At 54.8% G+C, this 20427-nt stretch carries 19 protein-coding genes; 9 read left to right on the forward strand and 10 right to left on the reverse strand.

From position 1 onward, the window contains the following. Positions 1 to 21 precede the first annotated feature (21 nt). Both cysS and B3729_RS01605 read right to left on the reverse strand, forming a co-directional pair. Complete coding sequence (cysS, locus tag B3729_RS01600) at positions 22 to 1407, reverse strand: cysteine--tRNA ligase (protein WP_286786877.1); 1386 nt, start codon at positions 1405 to 1407, stop codon at positions 22 to 24. Next, positions 1407 to 3077, reverse strand: a complete 1671-nt coding sequence (locus tag B3729_RS01605; protein WP_010794779.1) for a glutamine--tRNA ligase/YqeY domain fusion protein — start codon at positions 3075 to 3077, stop codon at positions 1407 to 1409. Before B3729_RS01605 ends, cysS begins: the two co-directional genes overlap by 1 nt. A gap of 119 nt (positions 3078 to 3196) precedes the next feature. Between B3729_RS01605 and B3729_RS01610 the strand changes: the two genes are divergently transcribed. Then, a complete protein-coding gene (locus B3729_RS01610; protein ID WP_286786878.1) occupies positions 3197 to 3691 on the forward strand; it encodes a peptidylprolyl isomerase in 495 nt (164 codons plus the stop codon). After that, a complete protein-coding gene (lpxH, locus tag B3729_RS01615; protein ID WP_286786879.1) occupies positions 3688 to 4410 on the forward strand; it encodes a UDP-2,3-diacylglucosamine diphosphatase in 723 nt (240 codons plus the stop codon). Before B3729_RS01610 ends, lpxH begins: the two co-directional genes overlap by 4 nt. A 23-nt stretch (positions 4411 to 4433) precedes the next feature. Here the strand turns inward: lpxH and B3729_RS01620 are convergent, their stop codons facing one another. Together B3729_RS01620 and B3729_RS01625 are read right to left on the reverse strand one after the other, a co-directional pair. Next, positions 4434 to 5042, reverse strand: a complete 609-nt coding sequence (locus tag B3729_RS01620; RefSeq protein ID WP_286786880.1) for a tRNA-(ms[2]io[6]A)-hydroxylase — start codon at positions 5040 to 5042, stop codon at positions 4434 to 4436. A gap of 112 nt (positions 5043 to 5154) precedes the next feature. Then, positions 5155 to 5631: a DUF1289 domain-containing protein gene (locus B3729_RS01625; RefSeq protein WP_019365221.1), complete on the reverse strand. Its 477-nt coding sequence runs from the start codon at positions 5629 to 5631 to the stop codon at positions 5155 to 5157. Positions 5632 to 6025: 394 nt separating this feature from the next. On the opposite strand from B3729_RS01625, the gene acnB reads away from it, so the two are divergent. After that, entirely contained in the window at positions 6026 to 8629 is a 2604-nt protein-coding gene (acnB, locus tag B3729_RS01630) for a bifunctional aconitate hydratase 2/2-methylisocitrate dehydratase (RefSeq protein ID WP_286786881.1), read from the forward strand. Between the two features lie 53 nt (positions 8630 to 8682). Here acnB and B3729_RS01635 read toward each other — a convergent pair whose 3' ends face one another. Beyond that, positions 8683 to 9291, reverse strand: a complete 609-nt coding sequence (locus B3729_RS01635) for an START domain-containing protein (protein WP_286786882.1) — start codon at positions 9289 to 9291, stop codon at positions 8683 to 8685. Between the two features lie 52 nt (positions 9292 to 9343). Beyond that, positions 9344 to 9598, reverse strand: coding sequence for a YkgJ family cysteine cluster protein (locus B3729_RS01640; protein WP_122042274.1), 255 nt, complete (start codon positions 9596 to 9598; stop codon positions 9344 to 9346). Positions 9599 to 9883: 285 nt separating this feature from the next. On the opposite strand from B3729_RS01640, the gene B3729_RS01645 reads away from it, so the two are divergent. The 3 genes from B3729_RS01645 (at position 9884) to B3729_RS01655 (ending at position 11060) form a co-directional block, all read left to right on the forward strand. Next, on the forward strand, positions 9884 to 10423 hold the full coding sequence (locus B3729_RS01645) for an exonuclease domain-containing protein (protein ID WP_010794787.1): 540 nt from the start codon (positions 9884 to 9886) through the stop codon (positions 10421 to 10423). 70 nt (positions 10424 to 10493) lie between these two features. Beyond that, positions 10494 to 10775: a pyrimidine/purine nucleoside phosphorylase gene (locus B3729_RS01650; protein WP_286786883.1), complete on the forward strand. Its 282-nt coding sequence runs from the start codon at positions 10494 to 10496 to the stop codon at positions 10773 to 10775. Between the two features lie 117 nt (positions 10776 to 10892). Next, entirely contained in the window at positions 10893 to 11060 is a 168-nt protein-coding gene (locus B3729_RS01655) for a PA1571 family protein (protein WP_162842011.1), read from the forward strand. Here B3729_RS01655 and pdxB read toward each other — a convergent pair whose 3' ends face one another. Next, entirely contained in the window at positions 11061 to 12200 is a 1140-nt protein-coding gene (gene pdxB, locus B3729_RS01660) for a 4-phosphoerythronate dehydrogenase PdxB (RefSeq protein WP_286786884.1), read from the reverse strand. 50 nt (positions 12201 to 12250) lie between these two features. On the opposite strand from pdxB, the gene B3729_RS01665 reads away from it, so the two are divergent. Beyond that, positions 12251 to 13693 carry an MATE family efflux transporter gene (locus tag B3729_RS01665; RefSeq protein WP_286786885.1) on the forward strand — a complete coding sequence of 481 codons (1443 nt, stop codon included), beginning with the start codon at positions 12251 to 12253 and terminating at the stop codon, positions 13691 to 13693. 1 nt (position 13694) lies between these two features. On the opposite strand, the gene tusA is transcribed toward B3729_RS01665, so the two are convergent. Together tusA and rlmM are read right to left on the reverse strand one after the other, a co-directional pair. Then, complete coding sequence (tusA, locus tag B3729_RS01670; RefSeq protein WP_286786886.1) at positions 13695 to 13934, reverse strand: sulfurtransferase TusA; 240 nt, start codon at positions 13932 to 13934, stop codon at positions 13695 to 13697. Positions 13935 to 14020: 86 nt separating this feature from the next. Next, positions 14021 to 15076: a 23S rRNA (cytidine(2498)-2'-O)-methyltransferase RlmM gene (gene rlmM, locus B3729_RS01675; RefSeq protein WP_286786887.1), complete on the reverse strand. Its 1056-nt coding sequence runs from the start codon at positions 15074 to 15076 to the stop codon at positions 14021 to 14023. Positions 15077 to 15418: 342 nt separating this feature from the next. On the opposite strand from rlmM, the gene acnA reads away from it, so the two are divergent. After that, positions 15419 to 18157 (forward strand): aconitate hydratase AcnA, encoded by a 2739-nt coding sequence (acnA, locus tag B3729_RS01680; RefSeq protein WP_286786888.1) that lies wholly within the window; start codon positions 15419 to 15421, stop codon positions 18155 to 18157. A 38-nt stretch (positions 18158 to 18195) separates the two neighbouring features. On the opposite strand, the gene B3729_RS01685 is transcribed toward acnA, so the two are convergent. Beyond that, positions 18196 to 18852, reverse strand: a complete 657-nt coding sequence (locus B3729_RS01685; protein ID WP_286786889.1) for an alpha/beta fold hydrolase — start codon at positions 18850 to 18852, stop codon at positions 18196 to 18198. A gap of 185 nt (positions 18853 to 19037) precedes the next feature. Here B3729_RS01685 and hemN point away from each other — a divergent pair, with 185 nt between their 5' ends. After that, complete coding sequence (hemN, locus tag B3729_RS01690) at positions 19038 to 20420, forward strand: oxygen-independent coproporphyrinogen III oxidase (protein ID WP_286786890.1); 1383 nt, start codon at positions 19038 to 19040, stop codon at positions 20418 to 20420. Positions 20421 to 20427: the final 7 nt, after the last annotated feature.

Below are 20427 nucleotides of genomic sequence, written 5' to 3' on the forward strand. Positions count from 1 at the left end.
CCTTTTTTATATCAGGTGAACTCAGTTGGCCAAACGCCACGTCGTTCCACCTTTACCATCCTCAAGCACAACACCCATTGCTGTCAGCTCATCGCGAATACGATCCGACTCAGCCCAGTTCTTTGCTGCTCGCGCATCCAGACGTGCCTGAATCAGGCGCTCTACGGCCGCTTCATCAACCTTGCCCTCCGCACCTGCGCGTAGATACTCATCCGGCTCCAGCTGTAGAACACCCAGCACTTCAGCCAGCTGCTTGAGTCGAGAGGCAAGGCCAGCGGCAGCTTGAATATCCTGGTCTCGCAGACGATTGACCTCACGGACCATTTCAAACAGGACCGCACAGGCCTCTGGCGTGTTGAAGTCGTCATCCATTGCGACCGCGAAACGGTCCACATAGGGCTCACCGCCAGCAGGCGATGCCTGCGGTAGACCTTTCAAGGCGTGATAGAAGCGATCCAGCGCGCCGCGTGCTTCACGGAGGCTTTCTTCAGAGTAATTGATCGGGCTGCGGTAATGACTGGAAACCAGCAGATAACGAACGACTTCCGGGTGGTATTTCTCCAGCACTTCGCGAATAGTGAAGAAGTTGCCCAGGGATTTGGACATCTTTTCGCCATCTACCCGCACAGCCCCCGCATGCATCCAGGATGCCGCATATGTTTTTCCCGTAGCAGCCTCACTCTGAGCGATTTCGTTCTCGTGGTGGGGGAAAACCAGGTCAGGGCCACCGCCGTGAATATCAAACGTATCACCCAGGCAGCACGTAGACATGACCGAGCATTCAATATGCCAACCGGGACGACCCGCCCCCCATGGTGACTCCCAGCTGGGCTCACCCGGCTTGGCAGCCTTCCACAAGACAAAGTCCAGAGGATCTTCCTTGGACTCATCCACCTCAATACGAGCCCCAATGCGGAGATCTTCAATCTTTTTGCGTGACAGTTTGCCGTATCCCGCAAAACGCCCTACACGGTAATACACATCTCCGTTTCCAGGCGCATAGGCATAACCTTTGTCTATCAAGGTTTGGATCATAGTGAACATGCCAGGAATATGATCAGTCGCACAGGGCTCAACGTCTGGACGCTGAACACCCAGGCGGGTTTCATCCTGATGCATCGCTTCGATCATACGTCCAGTCAGGTCTTTGAACGTTTCGCCATTTTCCTGCGCACGGCGAATGATCTTGTCGTCAATGTCTGTAATGTTGCGTACGTAGGTCAGGTTGTAACCTGACTTGCGCAGCCATCGAGCCACGACGTCAAATGCCACCATCACACGTGCATGACCAATATGACAGAAGTCATAGACTGTCATACCGCACACGTACATACGGACATTATTGTCCTCTAGCGGCTTGAACGCTTCCTTGGTCTTGGTGAGCGTGTTATAGATCGCAAGTGGCATTATTGCCCCCAGGAGTCGCGTAAGGTGACGGTACGATTGAAGACCGGAGCACCCGGCTTTGAGTCTTTCAGATCGACACAGAAGTAACCTTCACGCTCGAACTGAAAACGGTCCTCTGGCTGGGCCTGCGCAAGCGATGGCTCAGCACGGCACCCAGTCAGCACCTGCAGCGATTCCGGATTGATATTATCTAGGAAGGTCTGCCCCTCTTCCGCCTTCTCAGGCTGCGGCGAACGGAACAGACGATCGTACAGGCGAACCTCACACTCAACACTGCCCTCGGCAGGCACCCAGTGAATGACACCCTTTACCTTGCGGCCTTCAGGGTTCTTCCCGAGGGTTTCAGGATCATACGAGCAACGCAGTTCGACGATATTGCCCGCCTCATCCTTGATAACCTCATCGGCGCGAACAACATAACTTCCCCGTAGACGAACTTCGCCATTTGGCTCAAGGCGCTTGTATCCCTTGGGCGGATCGATCATGAAGTCATCGCGGTCGATGTAGAGCTCACGTGTAAACGGTAGCGTACGCATCCCCATATCTTCCTTCGGGTGACGTGGCAACTCCAACTGCTCCACTTTGCCCTCAGGATAGTTGGTGATGACAACCTTGAGCGGCCGCAGTACGCACATGGCCCGAGGCGCATTTCGGTCCAGATCTTCCCGGATGCTGAACTCAAGCATGGCGATATCGACTACACCATTGGAGCGAGCAACGCCTACCATTTCGCAGAAATTACGAATGGAGGCCGGTGTATAACCGCGACGGCGATAACCAGACAGCGTAGACATGCGCGGATCATCCCAGCCGTTTACATGCCGCTCATCAACCAACTGCTTCAGCTTACGCTTACTGGTTACGGTGTAGTTCAAATTCAGGCGGGCGAACTCGTACTGACGCGGTTGCGCCGGCACAGGCAGATTTGCCAGGAACCACTCGTACAGCGGACGATGATCCTCGAATTCGAGTGTGCAAATAGAGTGAGTGATTCCCTCGATTGCATCCGACTGGCCATGTGTGAAGTCATAGCTCGGGTAGATGCACCACTTGTCACCCGTCTGGTGATGATGGGCGTGGCGGATACGATACAAAATCGGATCGCGCAAATTCATGTTTGGCGAGGCCATGTCGATTTTGGCACGTAGCGCCTTTTCACCATCCTTAAACTCGCCCGCCTTCATGCGTGCAAAGAGATCCAGGTTTTCTTCAACGGAGCGGTCACGGAAAGGACTGTTCTTGCCCGGCTCGGTCAATGTGCCACGATACTCACGCGCCTGCTCGGGCGTGAGATCATCAACATAGGCCTTACCCGTCTTGATCAGGTGTATCGCCCAGTCATAGAGCTGATCGAAATAATTAGAGGCATAGCGCTCTTCACCTGCCCACTTGAAGCCCAGCCACTCGACATCACTTTTGATGGCATCGATGTACTCCTGATCTTCCTTGGCTGGGTTCGTATCGTCAAAGCGCAGATTGCACTCACCGCCAAACTCTTGAGCCAGCCCGAAGTTCAGGCAAATCGACTTGGCGTGGCCAATGTGGAGATAACCGTTAGGCTCTGGCGGAAAGCGTGTCACAATCTTTGTGTGCTTGCCGGCATCCAGATCAGCCTGGACGATCTGACGAAGAAAATTCGCTGGAGTAGCGGGAGTTTCTGGCTTGCTCATGGGGTCCTTAATAATGTGTTGTTCGGCTTAAGGGTAGGCCGACTAAATCAAAGTCCGTATCATAGCCGAACCCGTCAAGACCCTGACAAACTTCCTATCTGACCACGGACATAAATTCCATGATCAAATTGCATACAAACCACGGCGTCATCACTCTTGAACTGTTTGAAGACAAGGCTCCTGAAACAGCAGCCAACTTCAAAGAGTATGTAAAGAACGGTCACTATGACGGCACTATCTTTCATCGCGTGATCAATGGCTTCATGGTCCAGGGCGGCGGTTTTGAGCCCGGCATGAAGCAAAAGTCCACTCGCGCACCGATCAAGAACGAAGCGAATAACGGCGTTTCCAACCGCAATGGCACTGTTGCCATGGCACGCACCATGGATCCGCATTCAGCGTCCGCTCAGTTCTTTATCAACGTGTCGGATAATACCTTCCTGGACCACACCGCCCCGACTACACAAGGCTGGGGTTATGCTGTATTCGGTCAGGTTGTTGAAGGCATGGATGTCGTCAATGCCATCAAGGGTGTTGCTACTACATCTCGCGCCGGCCATCAGGATGTACCGGCTGAGGATGTCATTATCGAGCGTGCCGAGATCGTTGAGTGATACTGCTGATCTCTGATCTGCATCTCGAACCTGAACGCCCGGATATTTCCCGGGCGTTTTTGCGTTTTCTTGAGACAGAAGCTGTTCACGCCGATGCCTTGTATATTCTAGGCGACTTTTTCGAAGTATGGATCGGCGATGACGCCATGGATGAGTTTCAAAAAGGCATCGCACGAGCCCTAAAGAGCTTATCTCAAGGCGGCACACGTATTTTTCTGATGCATGGCAATCGCGATTTCTTGATCGGAAAGGATTTTTGCCGACTGGCAGGATGTACCCTACTGGCCGACCCGACCGTTATCGAAGCCGAAGGCAAGCGCCTTCTACTGATGCATGGCGACAGTCTGTGCACACGGGACGAAGCCTACATGCGATTACGCCGCTGGCTTCGCAATCCAGTTTCATTGTGGATCCTGCGCCATCTTCCTTTAAAGAAGCGTCGCGAACTGGCCAGGAAATTACGCAACGAGAGCAAGATGCAGACCCGGCAAAAAGCCATGGATATTGTAGACGTCACACCTGAAGAGGTTGAGGGCGTCATGCGGCGCACCCGCACTCAGACCCTGATTCACGGGCACACACATCGTCCTGCCACACATGAATTCATGCTTGATGGCAGCGCTGCAACGCGAATTGTGTTGGGTGACTGGGACCGTTACGGCTGGGTCCTGAAGATTTCCCGTGACCAGCTAGAGCAGGAACGCTTCGAGCTGGCGTGATACGGCTCGAAGCGTAATGGCTATTACGCTGCGCGCGGCACACCGCTATGAAAGCGCATCTCCGTATCCGCCGAGGCAATAAGCTCGGCTTCTAGCGCTCTGATCTCCTGAATCTTGGCGGTCACATCCTGCTCGTCACCATATAGATAGGCCAGCTTCAGGTAATCCTGATAATGACGCGCTTCCGACTTGAGCAGTCCGCTGTAAAACTTGCTCAATTCTTCATCCAGATGCGGAGCAATTGCAGAGAAGCGCTCGCATGAACGGCTCTCGATAAAGGCTCCTACGACAAGCGAGTCCGTTAGTCGGTACGGCTCATGATTACGGCACAGCTTACGCATGGCACCGGCATAGCGGGCCGACGTTACGTTTTCATGCGCAATGCCACGCGTCTTCATGATTTGGAGCACCTGCTCGAAATGCCGCAACTCTTCACGGGCAATCCGTGACATCTTGTTTACCAGATCCAGCTTATTGCTGTAAGTAAATAGGTAATGAAACGCAGCGCCCGCTGCTTTCTTTTCATTATTGGCATGATCGATCAAGAGGGTAGGAAGATCCTGCAAAGCAGCTTCCACCCAAGCTTCCGGCGTTTTACAGGCCAGGAATTCGTCCATTTCGGGCAACAACATAACGCAAATCCTTTAATCAACAGGCGGCTAACCATCTGTTCCAGAATCAAGGGAAGCACATCCGCCTGAAGCGATTGCACTGGAATATGAGGTGATTATACGGTGCGCGGTGTCAGACTCGAACGTCCATTCCTTCAAGCAGGAAACGTGGCGCAATGTAACGTTCATAGTGAGCTTCGGAGAGGATGAAAAACTCTTGGTCGATGGCATCACGCAGTTCCATCAGCGGGCGTTCCCTGAATTCAGGAAAAATATGTATGCCATAAGCATCGACCTGCTGAATATGGCGCGCGCCGCGTGAAATCAGCTGATAGGCCCAGCAATATTCGGACTGCTCAGGAATGAAGCGAATCTTCCGTTGCTGTAGCTGTTCCTTCAGGCGTAGCGGATCAAACACCTCGAGTTTTGCAGAAACCACCTGGGTCAGGAGCACCTCGAGACGGGCCCAGACAGCTCGCTTTTCCTCATCGTTATACGCATTCCAGTTCACGATCTCGTGATGAAATCGCTTGCAGCCCCGGCAAACTTGGTCGCCGAATACCGTTGAGCAAAGTCCGACGCAGGGCGTCTTTATGCGCTGGTTGGACATAGTCGTTCCGATCAAGCAAAAGCCTATTTTAGCCTTTCGTCTAACCAAGGTCAGCGTCGTTTAGTCGCATGTTCAGCTTAACTTTAGCGAAACCTTGGAGTAGAATCCGTACGCCCTAAGGGGCGCCATGTCCGATACGAAGCTGTTTTCAAAGCGTCACGAACACAATTATCCGGCAGGTTCCCGGTCAGGGTGCAGCGTACTCATCACACGTCTGCATTCTGGCCCACGTGTAATACCGCTGGCGTAAAACTTTGAAAACAGCTTCGCACCGGAGCCTGAATGACGTCACATTGGCTCCTGCCTCTTGCTAGCGATTGCTATTTCGTCATTCGGGCTCATGGGGTCGCCAGATCCCGGACGTCATTACTGGACCACTGATGAGGGTCATATTGTGCTTGAAGCCTATCGTAAACACGTAGAAGAGCGTGCCGCGCAGGGTATCGTTGCCCAGCCGCTTAACGCCGAACAGACTGCAGGTTTGGTCGAACTTCTGAAAACCCCGCCGGCCGGCGAAGAAGAATTTCTCGTTGACCTGATCACCAATCGCGTACCGCCGGGCGTTGACGAAGCCGCCTATGTCAAGGCTGGCTTCCTTTCTGCTGTCGCCAAAGGCGAAACCAGCTCCCCGCTGATCTCCAAGCAGCGCGCGGTCGAGCTTCTGGGAACCATGCAGGGTGGCTATAACATCGCCACGCTGGTCGAACTGCTGGATGACGCCGAGCTTGGCACCATAGCCGCCGGACAACTCAAGCATACGCTTCTGATGTTCGATGCCTTCCATGATGTCGCCGAAAAAGCCAAGGCAGGAAATGCCAACGCTCAGTCCGTTCTGCAATCCTGGGCAGACGGTGAATGGTTCAAGGCTCGCCCGGCTGTTCCGGAAAAGATCACCCTGACCGTTTTCAAGGTACCCGGCGAAACCAACACTGACGATCTCTCCCCTGCGCCTGACGCTTGGTCGCGTCCTGACATCCCGCTGCATGCCCTGGCCATGCTGAAGATGGCCCGTGACGGTATCGTACCGGAGCAGCAAGGCAGCATCGGCCCGCTGAAGCAGATCGAAGAAGTTCGCGCCAAAGGCTTCCCGGTTGCCTATGTGGGTGACGTGGTAGGCACGGGTTCTTCCCGCAAATCCGCTACCAACTCGGTACTGTGGTTCTTCGGTGACGACATCCCCTACGTTCCAAACAAGCGCGCTGGCGGCTTCTGCTTTGGTAGCAAGATTGCTCCGATCTTCTATAACACCATGGAAGATGCGGGCGCTCTGCCAATCGAGTTCGACGTTTCCGCGCTGGAAATGGGCGACGTGATCGACGTCTACCCCTATGCAGGCAAAGTGACCCGTCACGGTAGCGACGACGTGGTTGCCACGTTTGAGCTGAAAACACCGGTTCTGCTGGATGAAGTTCGTGCAGGTGGTCGTATTCCGCTGATCGTGGGCCGTGGCTTGACTGAAAAAGCTCGCGCCGAACTGGGCCTGGAACACTCCGACCTGTTCAAGAAGCCTGAGCAGCCTGTTGATACCGGCAAGGGTTATACCCTGGCTCAGAAGATGGTTGGCAAGGCCTGTGGCGTGGTCGGCGTTCGTCCGGGCACCTACTGCGAGCCGAAGATGACTACCGTCGGCTCCCAGGACACTACGGGCCCGATGACTCGCGACGAGCTGAAAGACCTGGCATGCCTGGGCTTTTCCGCTGACCTCGTGATGCAGTCCTTCTGCCATACAGCCGCCTATCCCAAGCCGATCGACGTCAAGACTCACCACACCCTGCCAGATTTCATCCGTACCCGTGGCGGCGTTTCTCTGCGTCCGGGCGATGGCATCATCCACAGCTGGCTGAACCGCATGCTGCTGCCGGATACCGTTGGCACTGGCGGCGACTCGCACACCCGCTTCCCGATTGGCATCTCCTTCCCGGCAGGTTCCGGCCTGGTAGCGTTCGCCGCTGCAACAGGCGTTATGCCGCTGGATATGCCCGAATCGGTACTGGTTCGCTTCAAAGGCAAGATGCAGCCGGGAATCACGCTACGTGATCTCGTGCATGCCATCCCCTACTATGCGATCCAGAAAGGTCTGCTGACCGTCGAGAAGAAAGGCAAGAAGAACATCTTCTCTGGCCGCATCCTCGAGATCGAAGGCCTGCCGGATCTGACCGTCGAGCAAGCCTTCGAGCTGTCCGATGCCTCGGCCGAGCGTTCCGCTGCTGGCTGCACCATCAAGCTCTCGAAGGAATCCATTGCCGAGTATCTGCGGTCCAACATCACGCTGCTGCGCTGGATGATCAGCGAAGGCTACGGCGATGCCCGTACCCTAGAGCGCCGTGCTCAGGCGATGGAAGCCTGGCTGGCCAATCCAGAGCTGATGGAAGCTGATGCCGATGCCGAGTACACCGAAGTCATCGAAATCGATCTGGCTGAAGTGACCGAGCCGATTCTGTGCGCGCCAAACGACCCGGACGATGCTCGCCTGTTGTCTCAAGTGGCTGGCGACAAGATCGATGAAGTCTTCATCGGCTCCTGCATGACCAACATCGGCCACTTCCGCGCGGCTGGCAAGCTGCTCGACAAGGTCAAGGGCGCCATTCCGACCCGCCTGTGGCTGTCCCCGCCAACCAAGATGGACCAGCATCAGCTGACCGAGGAAGGCTATTACGGCATCTATGGCAAGGCTGGCGCTCGCATGGAGATGCCAGGCTGCTCACTGTGCATGGGTAACCAAGCACGTGTGGCCTCCAACTCGACTGTAGTCTCGACATCGACTCGTAACTTCCCGAACCGTCTGGGCGATGGTGCCAATGTGTACCTGGCCTCTGCGGAGCTGGCGGCCGTTGCCTCCATCCTGGGTAAGCTCCCGTCGACAGAAGAGTACATGCAGTACGCCAAGGACATCGACAGCATGGCGTCGGATGTCTACCGTTACCTAAGCTTCGATCAAATTGCCGAGTTCCGCGAAAGCGCAGCCAAGGCTAAGATCGATGCGGTTGAGATCGCTTGATCTGATCGGTAGATAAAAAACGCCCCGGCTAAACCGGGGCGTTTTTATTTGGGTTAACGGCTCTCCGCCGCGTTACGAAGACCTTGCAAGGTGTTGAACGGCGCATCAACGACAAAACTGTTAGCTAACCAGGACGGTATGCTTCCGCCCGGTTCGCTTTGGGCCTCGTAAGTAACCTCCACAGATCCTGTCGCCTTTGGCAGCACCTGCCATTTACCGTCGAAACTGCTGACTCGCACATAGCCGTCTGCAGGAGGTGTGTAAGTGGGCTCCCCTTTTAAATGACGAACGAAACCTCCATTGCCGGCTTGCTCCGTTGTGACATGCAGCACCACATCACGCGCCGTGACCGGCCAGGGCATTTCAATGCGCATATAGGTCCAGGTGTCCTGCCCCTGCTGCTTGAGCACCTTGAGCTGCTGACAACGATAGAGCCACTTGCAGGAGCTGGCGGTATCCTCCTGAAGTTGCTCGATACGCTCAGGAGTAGCCTTAATCGTAACAACACCACGGTAGGCCTTGTATTTAGACCCCTCCACGCTACGGGTGTAGACCTTTATCCCATCTTCATCCTTTGCCAGTTTCCATTCCTCGGCGTAGGCGCCAGAACACAACGTCGCGAACAGAGCCGTTAAAACAGTTGTTTTAAAAAAAGTACGCATTGAAACTTCCCTTTCTTGTTATGAGCATAAAGCGTGTATGAGCGGGGCTGAATCAGGCGGCAGTCACATCTTCCAGATACGCTATCAGCATAAGTGCCTCGTCACGGCTTTCACCACAGACAAAAGGCTCTGCCGAAAATGCGCTGCACACCGGCGGTCGTTCCGGCTTTCCAAACAACTCACATAAATCGGTTTCGCTTAGATGTGCACATCGCACACCTGCAGGCTTGCCCTGTGGCATCGCAGGCAATGGCGTGGAAATAGAAGGCGCAATGCAACATGCACCACAGCCGGCACGGCATTCCATAACGTATAGACCTGAGTAGTAGATACAAAAAGCATAAGGGGGATTAGCCCCAACGCCAAGCGCCACTCAAACGTTTGTCCAAGCGGCTGATACCTGGCGTCCAACTTAATAGTCGGCACTGGCATGGATTCAGTCACACCCTTCGTCAGAAGAGCCTCAAAATGTGCGTAGCTCTGTGTTTAAGCCTGAAACTTGCCTATCTTGATACAGGTCTCTGCCTGTGGGCGCCGGTCCGTTACCAGGATGCCTTGTCCTCTTACTTACAAGAAGCTCTTTGGAGGCACGATGAAGCGTTGGCTGGTCATCGATCTGGAAGCGACCACTGATGAAGGCGGATGGCCTGTCGAGGAGATGGAGATCATCGAGATCGGCGCCGTGTTGATCGATAGCACCGGACAAGAGCTTGATCACTTTCAGAGCTATGTAAGGCCCCTGCATCGACCTCTGCTGACCGCGTTCTGCAAATCGCTTACGCACATTACCCAAGACGATGTAGATAGCGCAGCGCCCTTGTATACGGTCTGGCAACACTTTGAGCAATGGCTGAGTAGCCATGAAGCGCATTTGGCGGGCTGGTGCAGCTGGGGTGACTATGATCGCCGTCAGCTACAGCGTGATTGGCGTGAGCACAGAATCAGCACACTCCTAGCACGCACTCCCCACATGAATCTCAAGCAGCGCTTTGCGAAGTCCAGGCAACTACCCCGCCCTGTCAGCCTGGGCTCGGCCCTGAGCCTTGCCGGGTACTGCTTTCATGGTCAGCCGCACAGGGCCTTGGAGGACGCGCGTAACACGGCAAGGCTACTGCCTATAACCGTGCACTAATGGCTTAGTGGCGGCAGCGTAAAGGTTTCGGCATACTGGCTTGACGTTTAAAACAATCCTAAGGAAAGCCATGTTCAAGGTTAACGAATATTTTGACGGCACCGTTAAATCCATCGCCTTCAATCTGAGCAGTAAGCCAGCCACCATTGGCGTCATGGCGCCAGGTGAATACGAATTCGGAACGAGCCAATTGGAAATCATGAACGTGGTAGCAGGTGCCCTGACGGTCAAACTACCTGGCAGTGATGCTTGGGAAACTTTTGAGGCAGGCCAGAAATTCACCGTTCCGGCCAACAGCAAATTCCAGCTCAAAGTCAGCGTGGAAACGGCTTATCTTTGCGAATACTACTGACAGGCCAGGTGCATAGCGAACGCTATGCACCCTTGCGGCACTTTTGGACGCTCTAGGTTGTCATATCTTCTTAACCTGTCTTGGCTAGGTTGGACTCATATGGCAAAGGAGACTGAAATGACCGTTCAGAACACTTCTCAGCACACAACCTCCGATCATGCTCAACGCCTGGGTGGCGCCCTCATCGATGAAAAGGGTCGCGAGATCCCGATTACCGAGGCCATGATTCAAAAGGCATGTCGTGAGCCAGACGACTCTCTCAAGACGCCTACATGCCCTGAGTAATCACAGACGTGTAGCGCCTAATGCCTCTACGATTCGGGAAGTTGCCGGGCTTGCATCGGTATAAACGTGAAGTCCGGTAATTTCCCGACGCTGGGGATAATGCTTTCTAAGTAGATCAAACCCGTTACGCCGCGCTTGAGTACCACCTTTGAGTGATAATCGAAAGGCGGCGTCATCATTGCGCGGATCATAAACGGCCCGACACAAAAGTCTCAGTGCCTGTTCAGGCGTAGCGCTGGCCGAAAGCTCGATCTTCGATAGCCACTGTTCAGGTAGAAAGTCCTCCAAGGCTTTTTCTGGCCGCTGTTCCTGCCAGGCGCAAAAGGCAGCGTAAATCATTGCAGTACCGCGCCACTTGCCCTCAAGACTATGGCCAGCAATATGAGGTGTCGCCAAGCGGCATCGCTTGGCCAGCTCGACATCGACCTCAGGCTCACTCTCCCAGACATCCAGAACAACTTCCAGATCGGCACCTTCAACCAGACATTTACGAAGCGCCTGATTGTCGATAACTTCCCCGCGGCACGCATTGATGAGCCATGTTCCAGCTTTCAATTCAGCCAGGCGCTCAGCATCAAAAAGGTGATACGTCGCGTCAGGCCCGGAACGTACCAGCGGTGCGTGCAGAGAAATGACATCACATTTATTCATCACGATTTCAAGCGAGACAAAATCATCTGGTGCGGATAATGCACGTGGTGGATCACACACCAGAACATTCAAGTTCAACCCTTTCAGCACCTCCACCAGACGGCCACCAACCTGTCCGGCGCCTACAACCCCATAGGTGCGCTCACTCAGCGAGACTCCGCGGGCGTCGCTCAAGGCAAGAAGCGCACCCAGAACGTAATCGACAACGCCGCGTGCATTGCACCCCGGCGCACTGCTCCAGGCAATGCCAGCCGATTCCAGATAATCAATGTCCAGATGGTCCGTACCGATGGTGCACGTCCCCACGAAACGGACCGGTGAGCCTTCCAGCAATGCCCGAGTTACAGGTGTTATGGACCGTACGATGAGAACATCAGCCTCGCCCACGGCAGCCCTATCCATGGCGCGGCCTGGCATTCGCCTGATCGATCCAAAGGCACCAAAAAATTCATCCAGAAGGGGGATATTTTCATCTGCAAGGATGCGCATCTTGAACTCCAATCAGCGAGACATACATTTTATCAGGCCCAAGACGTGTGATGGATTTCTCGGCATCCGAAAAGCGTCGTACACTGACCAACTTTCCCTCACCTGATAATCTCGTGGACACAAGACCTACCCGGCGGCAGCGGATCCGTCATGAGCTAACGGCCCTGCTCGCACTGGCAGCGCCTATTATCATTGCGCAGTTGTCGCACTCTGCCATGGGGTTCGTCGATGCCGTCATGGCTGGGCGTGTCGGTCCGTTGGACCTGGCAGCCGTTGCGCTAGGCAATTCCGTCTGGGTGCCGGTCTTTCTTCTGATGACCGGAACGCTGCTGGCCACTACGCCAAACGTGGCGCAGCATCATGGCGCCAGGCAACCGGAGAAGATTGGTCCGCTTGTTCGACAGGCGCTCTGGTTGGCCGTGGTCATCGGATTGATAGCCAGCGCTCTTTTATGCTCAGCGAAGCCTTTACTGATTGCCATGCATGTCAGTCCGGAGCTGATTCAGCCAACCATGACCTATCTGCATGGCATCGCCATGGGTATCCCCGCGGTTGCACTGTATTACGTGCTGCGCTGCTTCAGCGACGGGCTTGGACGCACCCGGCCCAGCATGATCATTGGTCTGGTTGGTCTGACCCTCAACGTTCCGCTAAATGATCTGTTCATCCATGGTCGCCTTGGCTTGCCAGCGATGGGCGGTCCAGGTTGCGGATTTGCCAGTGGCGTGGCGATGTGGCTGATGTTCCTGGGCATGTTCGCATGGGTGCGACGCGCCAAGATCTACCAGGCATGCGGTATCTTCAGCCGCTTCGACGCTCCCCAATGGCCAGTAATTCGTCGCCTGCTCTCTGTGGGTGCGCCTATTGGAATCGCGGTATTTGCAGAGTCCAGCATTTTCTCGGTCATTGCCCTGTTGATCGGTGAGCTAGGCGCAACGGTGGTAGCAGGCCATCAGATCGCCCTCAACTTTGCCTCACTCACCTTCATGATCCCCTTGTCGATCGGCATGGCCATCACCGTAAGGGTTGGACAGTCCCTGGGACGCGGCGAGCCTCGGGAAGCGCGGTTCTCGGCAGGCACGGGAGTGGCTGTTGGCCTATCCTGGGCCTGTATCTCTGCCAGTACCATGCTGCTTTTCCGCGCACCGATCGCAACGCTTTATACACAGGACCCGGCTGTGGTGAGCCTGGCGGCGTCGCTGATTGTATTTGCCGCTCTCTTCCAATTTTCAGATGCGGTACAGGTGACAGCGGCCGGGGGACTCAGGGGGTATCAGGATACACGGGCCACAATGGTGATCACACTGCTCGCCTATTGGGGTATCGGTCTGCCAGTAGGTTATGTACTAGGCCTGACCGATTGGATTGGGCAGGCCCGCGGACCGGCGGGCCTTTGGCAAGGCCTGGTAGTGGGGCTTACCTGTGCAGCGGTATTGCTTGCCATACGCCTTGCACGTAGCGCACGCCGCCGGATAAGAAATGCAGCCCACTAGGTTATTCGACTTTCTTGCGTATCCAATAAAGGTACTTGCCGCCCTCTTCCTCCTTCTGCACCAGCTCATGTCCTAGAAACATGCAGAATTTGGGGATGTCCCGCTGCGTAGAGGGATCAGTTGCAATGACCTTGAGCAGGCTACCACCTGCCAGGTCTCGCACCTTGTTGTGCAGCATCATGACAGGTTCAGGGCAATTCAGCCCGCTGGCGTCAAGTGTCGCGTCAACGGAAAGAGTCATGCTTTTCTCCATTCGGTAGCAACTGCGCCTTTGATATAGGCACTAGCTGCATCAGTACGTTTCGAACCGTAAATGTTCTGCTTTGGTTATTTCAAGCGACGGAGGTGACAGGTGACCTCTTCGCGATCGTGGTAGAGCTGTTTGCAGGCGATCGCAACCGACATTCCTTTGCTATCGAAATAGCTTCTCAATCGATCCAGAATGCGCCTGACTTCAGCATAGCGCTGCTTCATTGGCAGCTTCAGATTTACGACTGCTTCCCTGCACCAGCGCTCGCCGATCCAACTTTCCATGAGCGCGGCCGTACGAGCCGGCTTCTCAACGATATCGCATACCATCCAGTCGACTTCCTTACGTGGACGAAAGGCATAGCCATCGACCTGCAGGTGCTCAATAAGGCCTGACTCCATCAGGGACTCTGCCATCGGCCCGTTATCCACGGCGGTCACGAGCATATCCCGGTTGACCAGTTGCCATGTCCAGCCTCCAGGTGCTGCCCCCAGGTCTACAGCGTGCATACCCGAGGCAAGGCGCTCATCCCACTGCGCACGAGGAATAAACTGATGCCAGGCCTCTTCCAGTTTAAGCGTAGAGCGGCTGGGCGCTTCACGGGGAAACTTGAGTCGGGGTATACCCATCGGCCAGAACGCAGCGTTACGCGGCTCGGCCACGCCAATGAACACATCCGTTCCTGTTCGAAAGGTCAATTGCAACCGTGGCAAGGCAGGGTCTTCCTTCAGACGGCCCGCCTTGGTCAGTGCGGCCCTCAGGGGCTTTTCGAATTTCTTGCAGAATGTCGACAGCGCTTTGCCGTCGTTGGTATCCAACACCTCGAACCACAGGCTCCCGCAGACCGGATAGCTCTGTAGCTCCTGCAGGATGGCCCCTACACGGTCCTGCTCAGGTAACGTGACAAAGCCTGTGCCTCGCGCCCATTGGCGTGGAAAGATCAGGTCGGCAAAGCGCAGGCGCTTCATGAGGCGATCCGCACCCTCTGCCTCACTGCAAATGAACTCGGCAAAGGCGCTGGCTGGCTTGCCCCGCGCGTAGCCTGAAATTTCCAGCTGTGCAGCCAGATCGCTAAGCTCGGCACACACCTCGCCTTCAAAACCAGGTCGGCAATGTAACAACAACGTATTCATCAAAACTCCAGCCCTGTAATGCGCCTTGCAATAAGCCGCGCACTATACCCGAGCCAGGCGGATTGAGCGGAACAGGGAACGTAAAAGCCGTCAATCGGTCCAGTATTGGAGAACAAGCGCAAGACGACGCTTGGTCGACAGGCTGGCGCCGGATGTCCGCCGCTGTTGATACCGATCAGGCCCCATTGATGCTCGGCTCAAAATCTTCGTACCGAGAGGCAGTGTTGGCAGGCTTTTCGGTATTTCCTCGGAGTGGGCCTGAGCCGGGATTAGCGAAGGTCACGTCGTCTTGCACAAGGCCGAACCGTCGTGCCGTCCCAAGCCGAGAGGAGATTCATCGTCATGCCTGCACTGGATAGTCTGAAATGTCGTCGTACCCTAGAGGTCGATGGCCGTACGTATCACTACTATAGCCTTCCCGAAGCCGCCAAGAGCCTGGGTGATATTTCGCGCTTGCCTGTATCGCTAAAGGTCCTGCTCGAGAATCTGCTGCGCTGGGAAGACAATAAAACCGTTTACCGTGAAGACCTGCAGGCACTGGTTGACTGGCTCAAGGAACGCACCTCCGATCGCGAGATTCAATACCGTCCGGCGCGCGTTCTGATGCAGGACTTTACCGGGGTACCCGCAGTTGTGGACTTGGCAGCCATGCGTGATGCCATGGCCAAGGCAGGAGGCGATCCTGAAAAAATCAATCCCCTCTCCCCTGTCGATCTGGTGATTGACCACTCGGTGATGGTCGACCGTTACGCCTCCGAACATGCCTATGAGGAAAACGTAGCCATTGAAATGCAGCGCAACGGTGAACGTTACGAATTCTTGCGCTGGGGTCAACAAGCTTTCGACAACTTCAGCGTAGTGCCACCGGGCACCGGCATCTGTCACCAGGTAAATCTTGAATACCTGGGCCGTACAGTTTGGACTCGCGAAGAAAACGGTGAGACTTACGCTTTCCCGGATACTCTGGTAGGTACCGACTCGCATACGACCATGATCAACGGCCTGGGTGTACTAGGCTGGGGCGTAGGCGGCATCGAAGCTGAGGCCGCCATGCTGGGCCAGCCGGTATCCATGCTCATACCTGAGGTCATCGGCTTCAAGCTGACAGGCAAGCTGCGCGAAGGCATTACCGCTACTGACCTGGTGTTGACCGTAACCCAGATGCTGCGCAAGAAAGGCGTAGTGGGTAAGTTCGTTGAGTTCTATGGAGACGGATTGGCTGATTTGCCACTGGCGGACCGCGCTACCATCGGCAACATGGCTCCGGAATACGGCGCCACTTGCGGCTTCTTCCCGGTTGACCAGGTCACTGTGGACTTCCTGCGCTTCTCGGGCCGCCCCGAAGAAACAGTCAAGCTGGTTGAGGCCTACGCCAAAGCTCAGGGGATGTGGCGTGAGGCCGGTGACGAACCAAGCTTCACCGACACCCTGCATCTGGACTTGGGCGATGTCGAATCCAGCTTGGCAGGCCCCAAGCGTCCGCAGGATCGTGTTTCGCTATCCAAGGTCAGCGAAGCATTCGATCAATTCATGAATCTGCAACTCAAGCCTACTGCGCCTAAGGGTAATGGACATCCCGTTACACCCGGTGGGCTGGACGACTCGGTTAAAGGCGAACCCAAGGCGGACGGCATTGAGTATGAGCTTGATGGCCAGAAATACCGCTTACAAAACGGCGCAGTTGTAATTGCCGCCATTACCTCCTGTACCAACACCTCCAACCCCAGCGTCATGATGGCTGCCGGTCTACTGGCGAAAAAAGCCGTTGAAAAAGGGCTGGAGCGCAAACCCTGGGTCAAGAGTTCATTGGCGCCTGGCTCCAAGGTCGTAACCGAATACTATAAGGCTGCTGGCCTTATGACCTCGCTAGACAAGTTGGGCTTTAACCTTGTGGGATACGGTTGCACCACATGCATCGGCAATTCCGGGCCGCTGCTCGAACCGATTGAAAAAGCGATTCAGGAAGGCGATCTGACCGTGGCATCAGTGCTCTCGGGCAACCGCAACTTCGAAGGCCGCGTACATCCCTTTGTCAAAACGAACTGGCTGGCTTCACCACCACTGGTAGTCGCTTATGCCTTAGCAGGCAGCGTCAAGGTTGATCTGTCTAAAGATCCTTTGGGTACAGACAAGAACGGCCAGCCGGTATATCTGAAGGATATCTGGCCCACCCAACAGGAAGTGGCTGACGCCATCGAGAAAGTCAACTCGGCGATGTTCCGCAAGGAATACGCAGCGGTCTTCGAGGGCGATGAGAACTGGAAGGCTATTCAGGTTCCAGCTTCCAAAACTTATACCTGGAGAAACGATTCGACCTATATCCAGAATCCCCCCTTCTTCGAGAACATTGGCGGCAACCCGCCTCGTGTATCAGACATTCATGATGCGCGAATTCTCGCCTTACTGGGCGATTCAGTCACAACAGACCATATCTCACCGGCCGGTAACATCAAAAAGGATAGCCCGGCGGGCCGCTACCTTACCGAACATGGTGTTGCCTATGAGGACTTCAACTCGTACGGCTCCCGCCGTGGCAACCATGAAGTCATGATGCGCGGCACTTTTGCCAACATTCGTATCCGTAACGAAATGCTGGGTGGTGAGGAAGGTGGCAATACGCTGCATGTTCCAACCGGCGAGAAAATGGCCATCTATGACGCTGCCATGCGGTATCAGATAGATAGCACTCCACTGGTCATTATTGCAGGCAAGGAATATGGCACAGGCTCATCCCGTGACTGGGCAGCCAAGGGAACCAACCTGCTCGGTGTCAAGGCAGTGATTACCGAAAGCTTCGAGCGTATCCACCGCTCCAACCTAGTAGGCATGGGCGTCCTTCCGCTTCAGTTCCAGAACGGAGTGGATCGCAAGTCGCTAGGTCTAACCGGTAAGGAGAAAATCAGCATTTTCGGACTGGATGGCGTCGAACTGCGGCCACGCATGCCACTGACCATGGAAATCACTCGTGAAGATGGCAGCATGGAAATGGTAGAGCTTCTCAGCCGAATCGATACCCTCAACGAAGTGGAATACTTCAAGGCGGGTGGCATTCTGCACTATGTATTGCGCAGCCTAATGTAAGCGCTCCCATAAAAAAGCCTGCCGCAGTGCGGGCTTTTTTATGCCCGATGGGCGGCCAAAAAGCGCACTATCGATAACGCACTCTTCTCAATGCTTTGTGAATGACTCAAGCCTGAGCGTTTGAGTGGCTTAAGGTCATGGTTGGCTGTCGGTACCCACTCGATTCGGACCTGGTCAGACAGTGTGTAATGCTCAACCGTCTCCCGATCTCCCAGAGCATCACGCTCGCCCTGGATGATCAACGTAGGCGTTTGCAAATCAACGAGATGGTCGACCCGCGGCTTTTCCGGGCGGCCTGCCGCATAGAATGGATACCCCAGGCACACCAATGCGCTGACCCGCTCCTCATCAGCGACCAGGCTGGCCATTCGGCCTCCCATTGATTTGCCGCCAATGGCAAGCGGTCCTGGGGTTGTTTGCCTGACCAGATCAATGACCTGCCTCCAGGTAGCAAGCAACTGCGCCTTAGGAGAAGGAGGCCTTTTCTTTCCTGAGATTCGTCGCTCAGCCATATAAGGAAATTCAAATCGTACTACTTCGATACGCTGGGCTACCAGCGCCTCGGTCATTTGATCCATGAACGGACTGTCCATGGGAGCCCCTGCTCCATGCGCCAGAACAAGCGTGGCAATTTTTTGATCACACCTGCTCCAAAGAAGCGAAACTTCCTTCTGATTGACGTGGTTGTCTTGCACGAATCCTCCTAACGAATCTGATAACACTCTTTATGGGCTGGTATTACATGCAAAATTAGCTCAACAGAATCCATCGTACCTTTTATCGCCTCTCTAGCCTTCACGTTGTCGCTATTGATGCAGGTCAAGATGCCACTACCTACTTGCTTCTAGACTCTGCTTCATAGTTTTACGGGAGTATGGTCATGCTCGACGCCATCGATTGGAAACCAGATTTAATCCAGCGCTACGACATGGCAGGGCCTCGCTATACCTCTTATCCAACTGCAGTGCAGTTTCATGATCAGATAGGCGCGTTCGATCTGATGCATGCACTAAGGGATAGCCGCACTGCCAAGCGGCCGCTGTCGCTGTATGTCCATGTGCCCTTCTGCGCACATATTTGCTACTACTGCGCCTGTAATAAAGTCATTACCAAGGACCGCAGCCGCAGCGTGCCTTATCTGGCCAGCCTGACAAGGGAAATTCAGCTGATCAGTCGTCATGTAGGCGCAGACCAGAAGGTAGAGCAATTGCATTTTGGCGGCGGCACGCCGACCTTTCTCAACCCTGAACAGCTACGGCAGCTGATGTCCGAGCTGCGTCAGCGCTTCAGCCTGCTGGATGATGACTCTGGGGATTATTCGATCGAGATCGATCCACGCGAAGCGGACTGGGCCACGATGGGCCTGTTGCGTGAGCTGGGTTTCAATCGGGTTAGCCTCGGTGTCCAAGACATCGATACGAATGTGCAGTTGGCTGTGAATCGCCTGCAAAGCCTCAACGAAACGCGGGCCATCATCGATGCGGCTCGTACGCTCAGTTATCGCTCAATCAATATCGACCTGATTTATGGTCTTCCCCGGCAAACGCCGGAAAGCTTTGCCAAAACCGTCGAGGCAGTAATTGATCTGCAACCGCATCGCTTGTCTGTATTCAATTACGCACACCTCCCCACCCGTTTTCCACCACAGCGGCGGATTGAGGCCGCTGAGCTGCCAAGCCCCGCACAAAAGCTGGAGATGCTCCAAAGGACAACTGAGCAGCTAATGGCTGCCGGTTATCGTTACATCGGGATGGATCACTTCGCCCTGCCCGACGACGAATTGGCCATTGCTCAGGAAGATGGTTCGCTGCAGCGTAACTTTCAGGGCTATACGACCCATGGCCATTGTGACCTGATTGGGCTGGGGGTATCGGCCATTAGCCAGATAAATGAGCTTTACTCTCAAAACACAGTGGATATTTCCGAATACCAGACTAGTCTGGATAACGGTCAACTTGCTGTACGCCGGGGTTTGCACTGTGAACGGGACGACTTGATTCGTCGCGCGGTAATCCAGCAGCTAATTTGTCACTTCCAGCTCGACTTTGCTGAAACAGGCCGAGCACTGGGAATTGATTTCAGGGATTATTTTGCCGATGTCATGCCTGACCTTGAGCGTATGGCGACTGATGAGCTTATTCGCCTGGATGAAAAAGGCATTGATATCTTGCCGGCCGGGAGGTTACTCGTGCGATCAGTTTGTATGTTGTTTGATCGTTATTTGCCCCAACAGAACACACAACGGTTTTCACGGGTCATCTAATAAATTC

Origin of the sequence: Pseudomonas sp. UBA3149 (genome assembly GCF_002364655.1) — a bacterium.
Taxonomy (GTDB): Bacteria; Pseudomonadota; Gammaproteobacteria; order Pseudomonadales; family Pseudomonadaceae; genus Chryseomonas; species Chryseomonas luteola.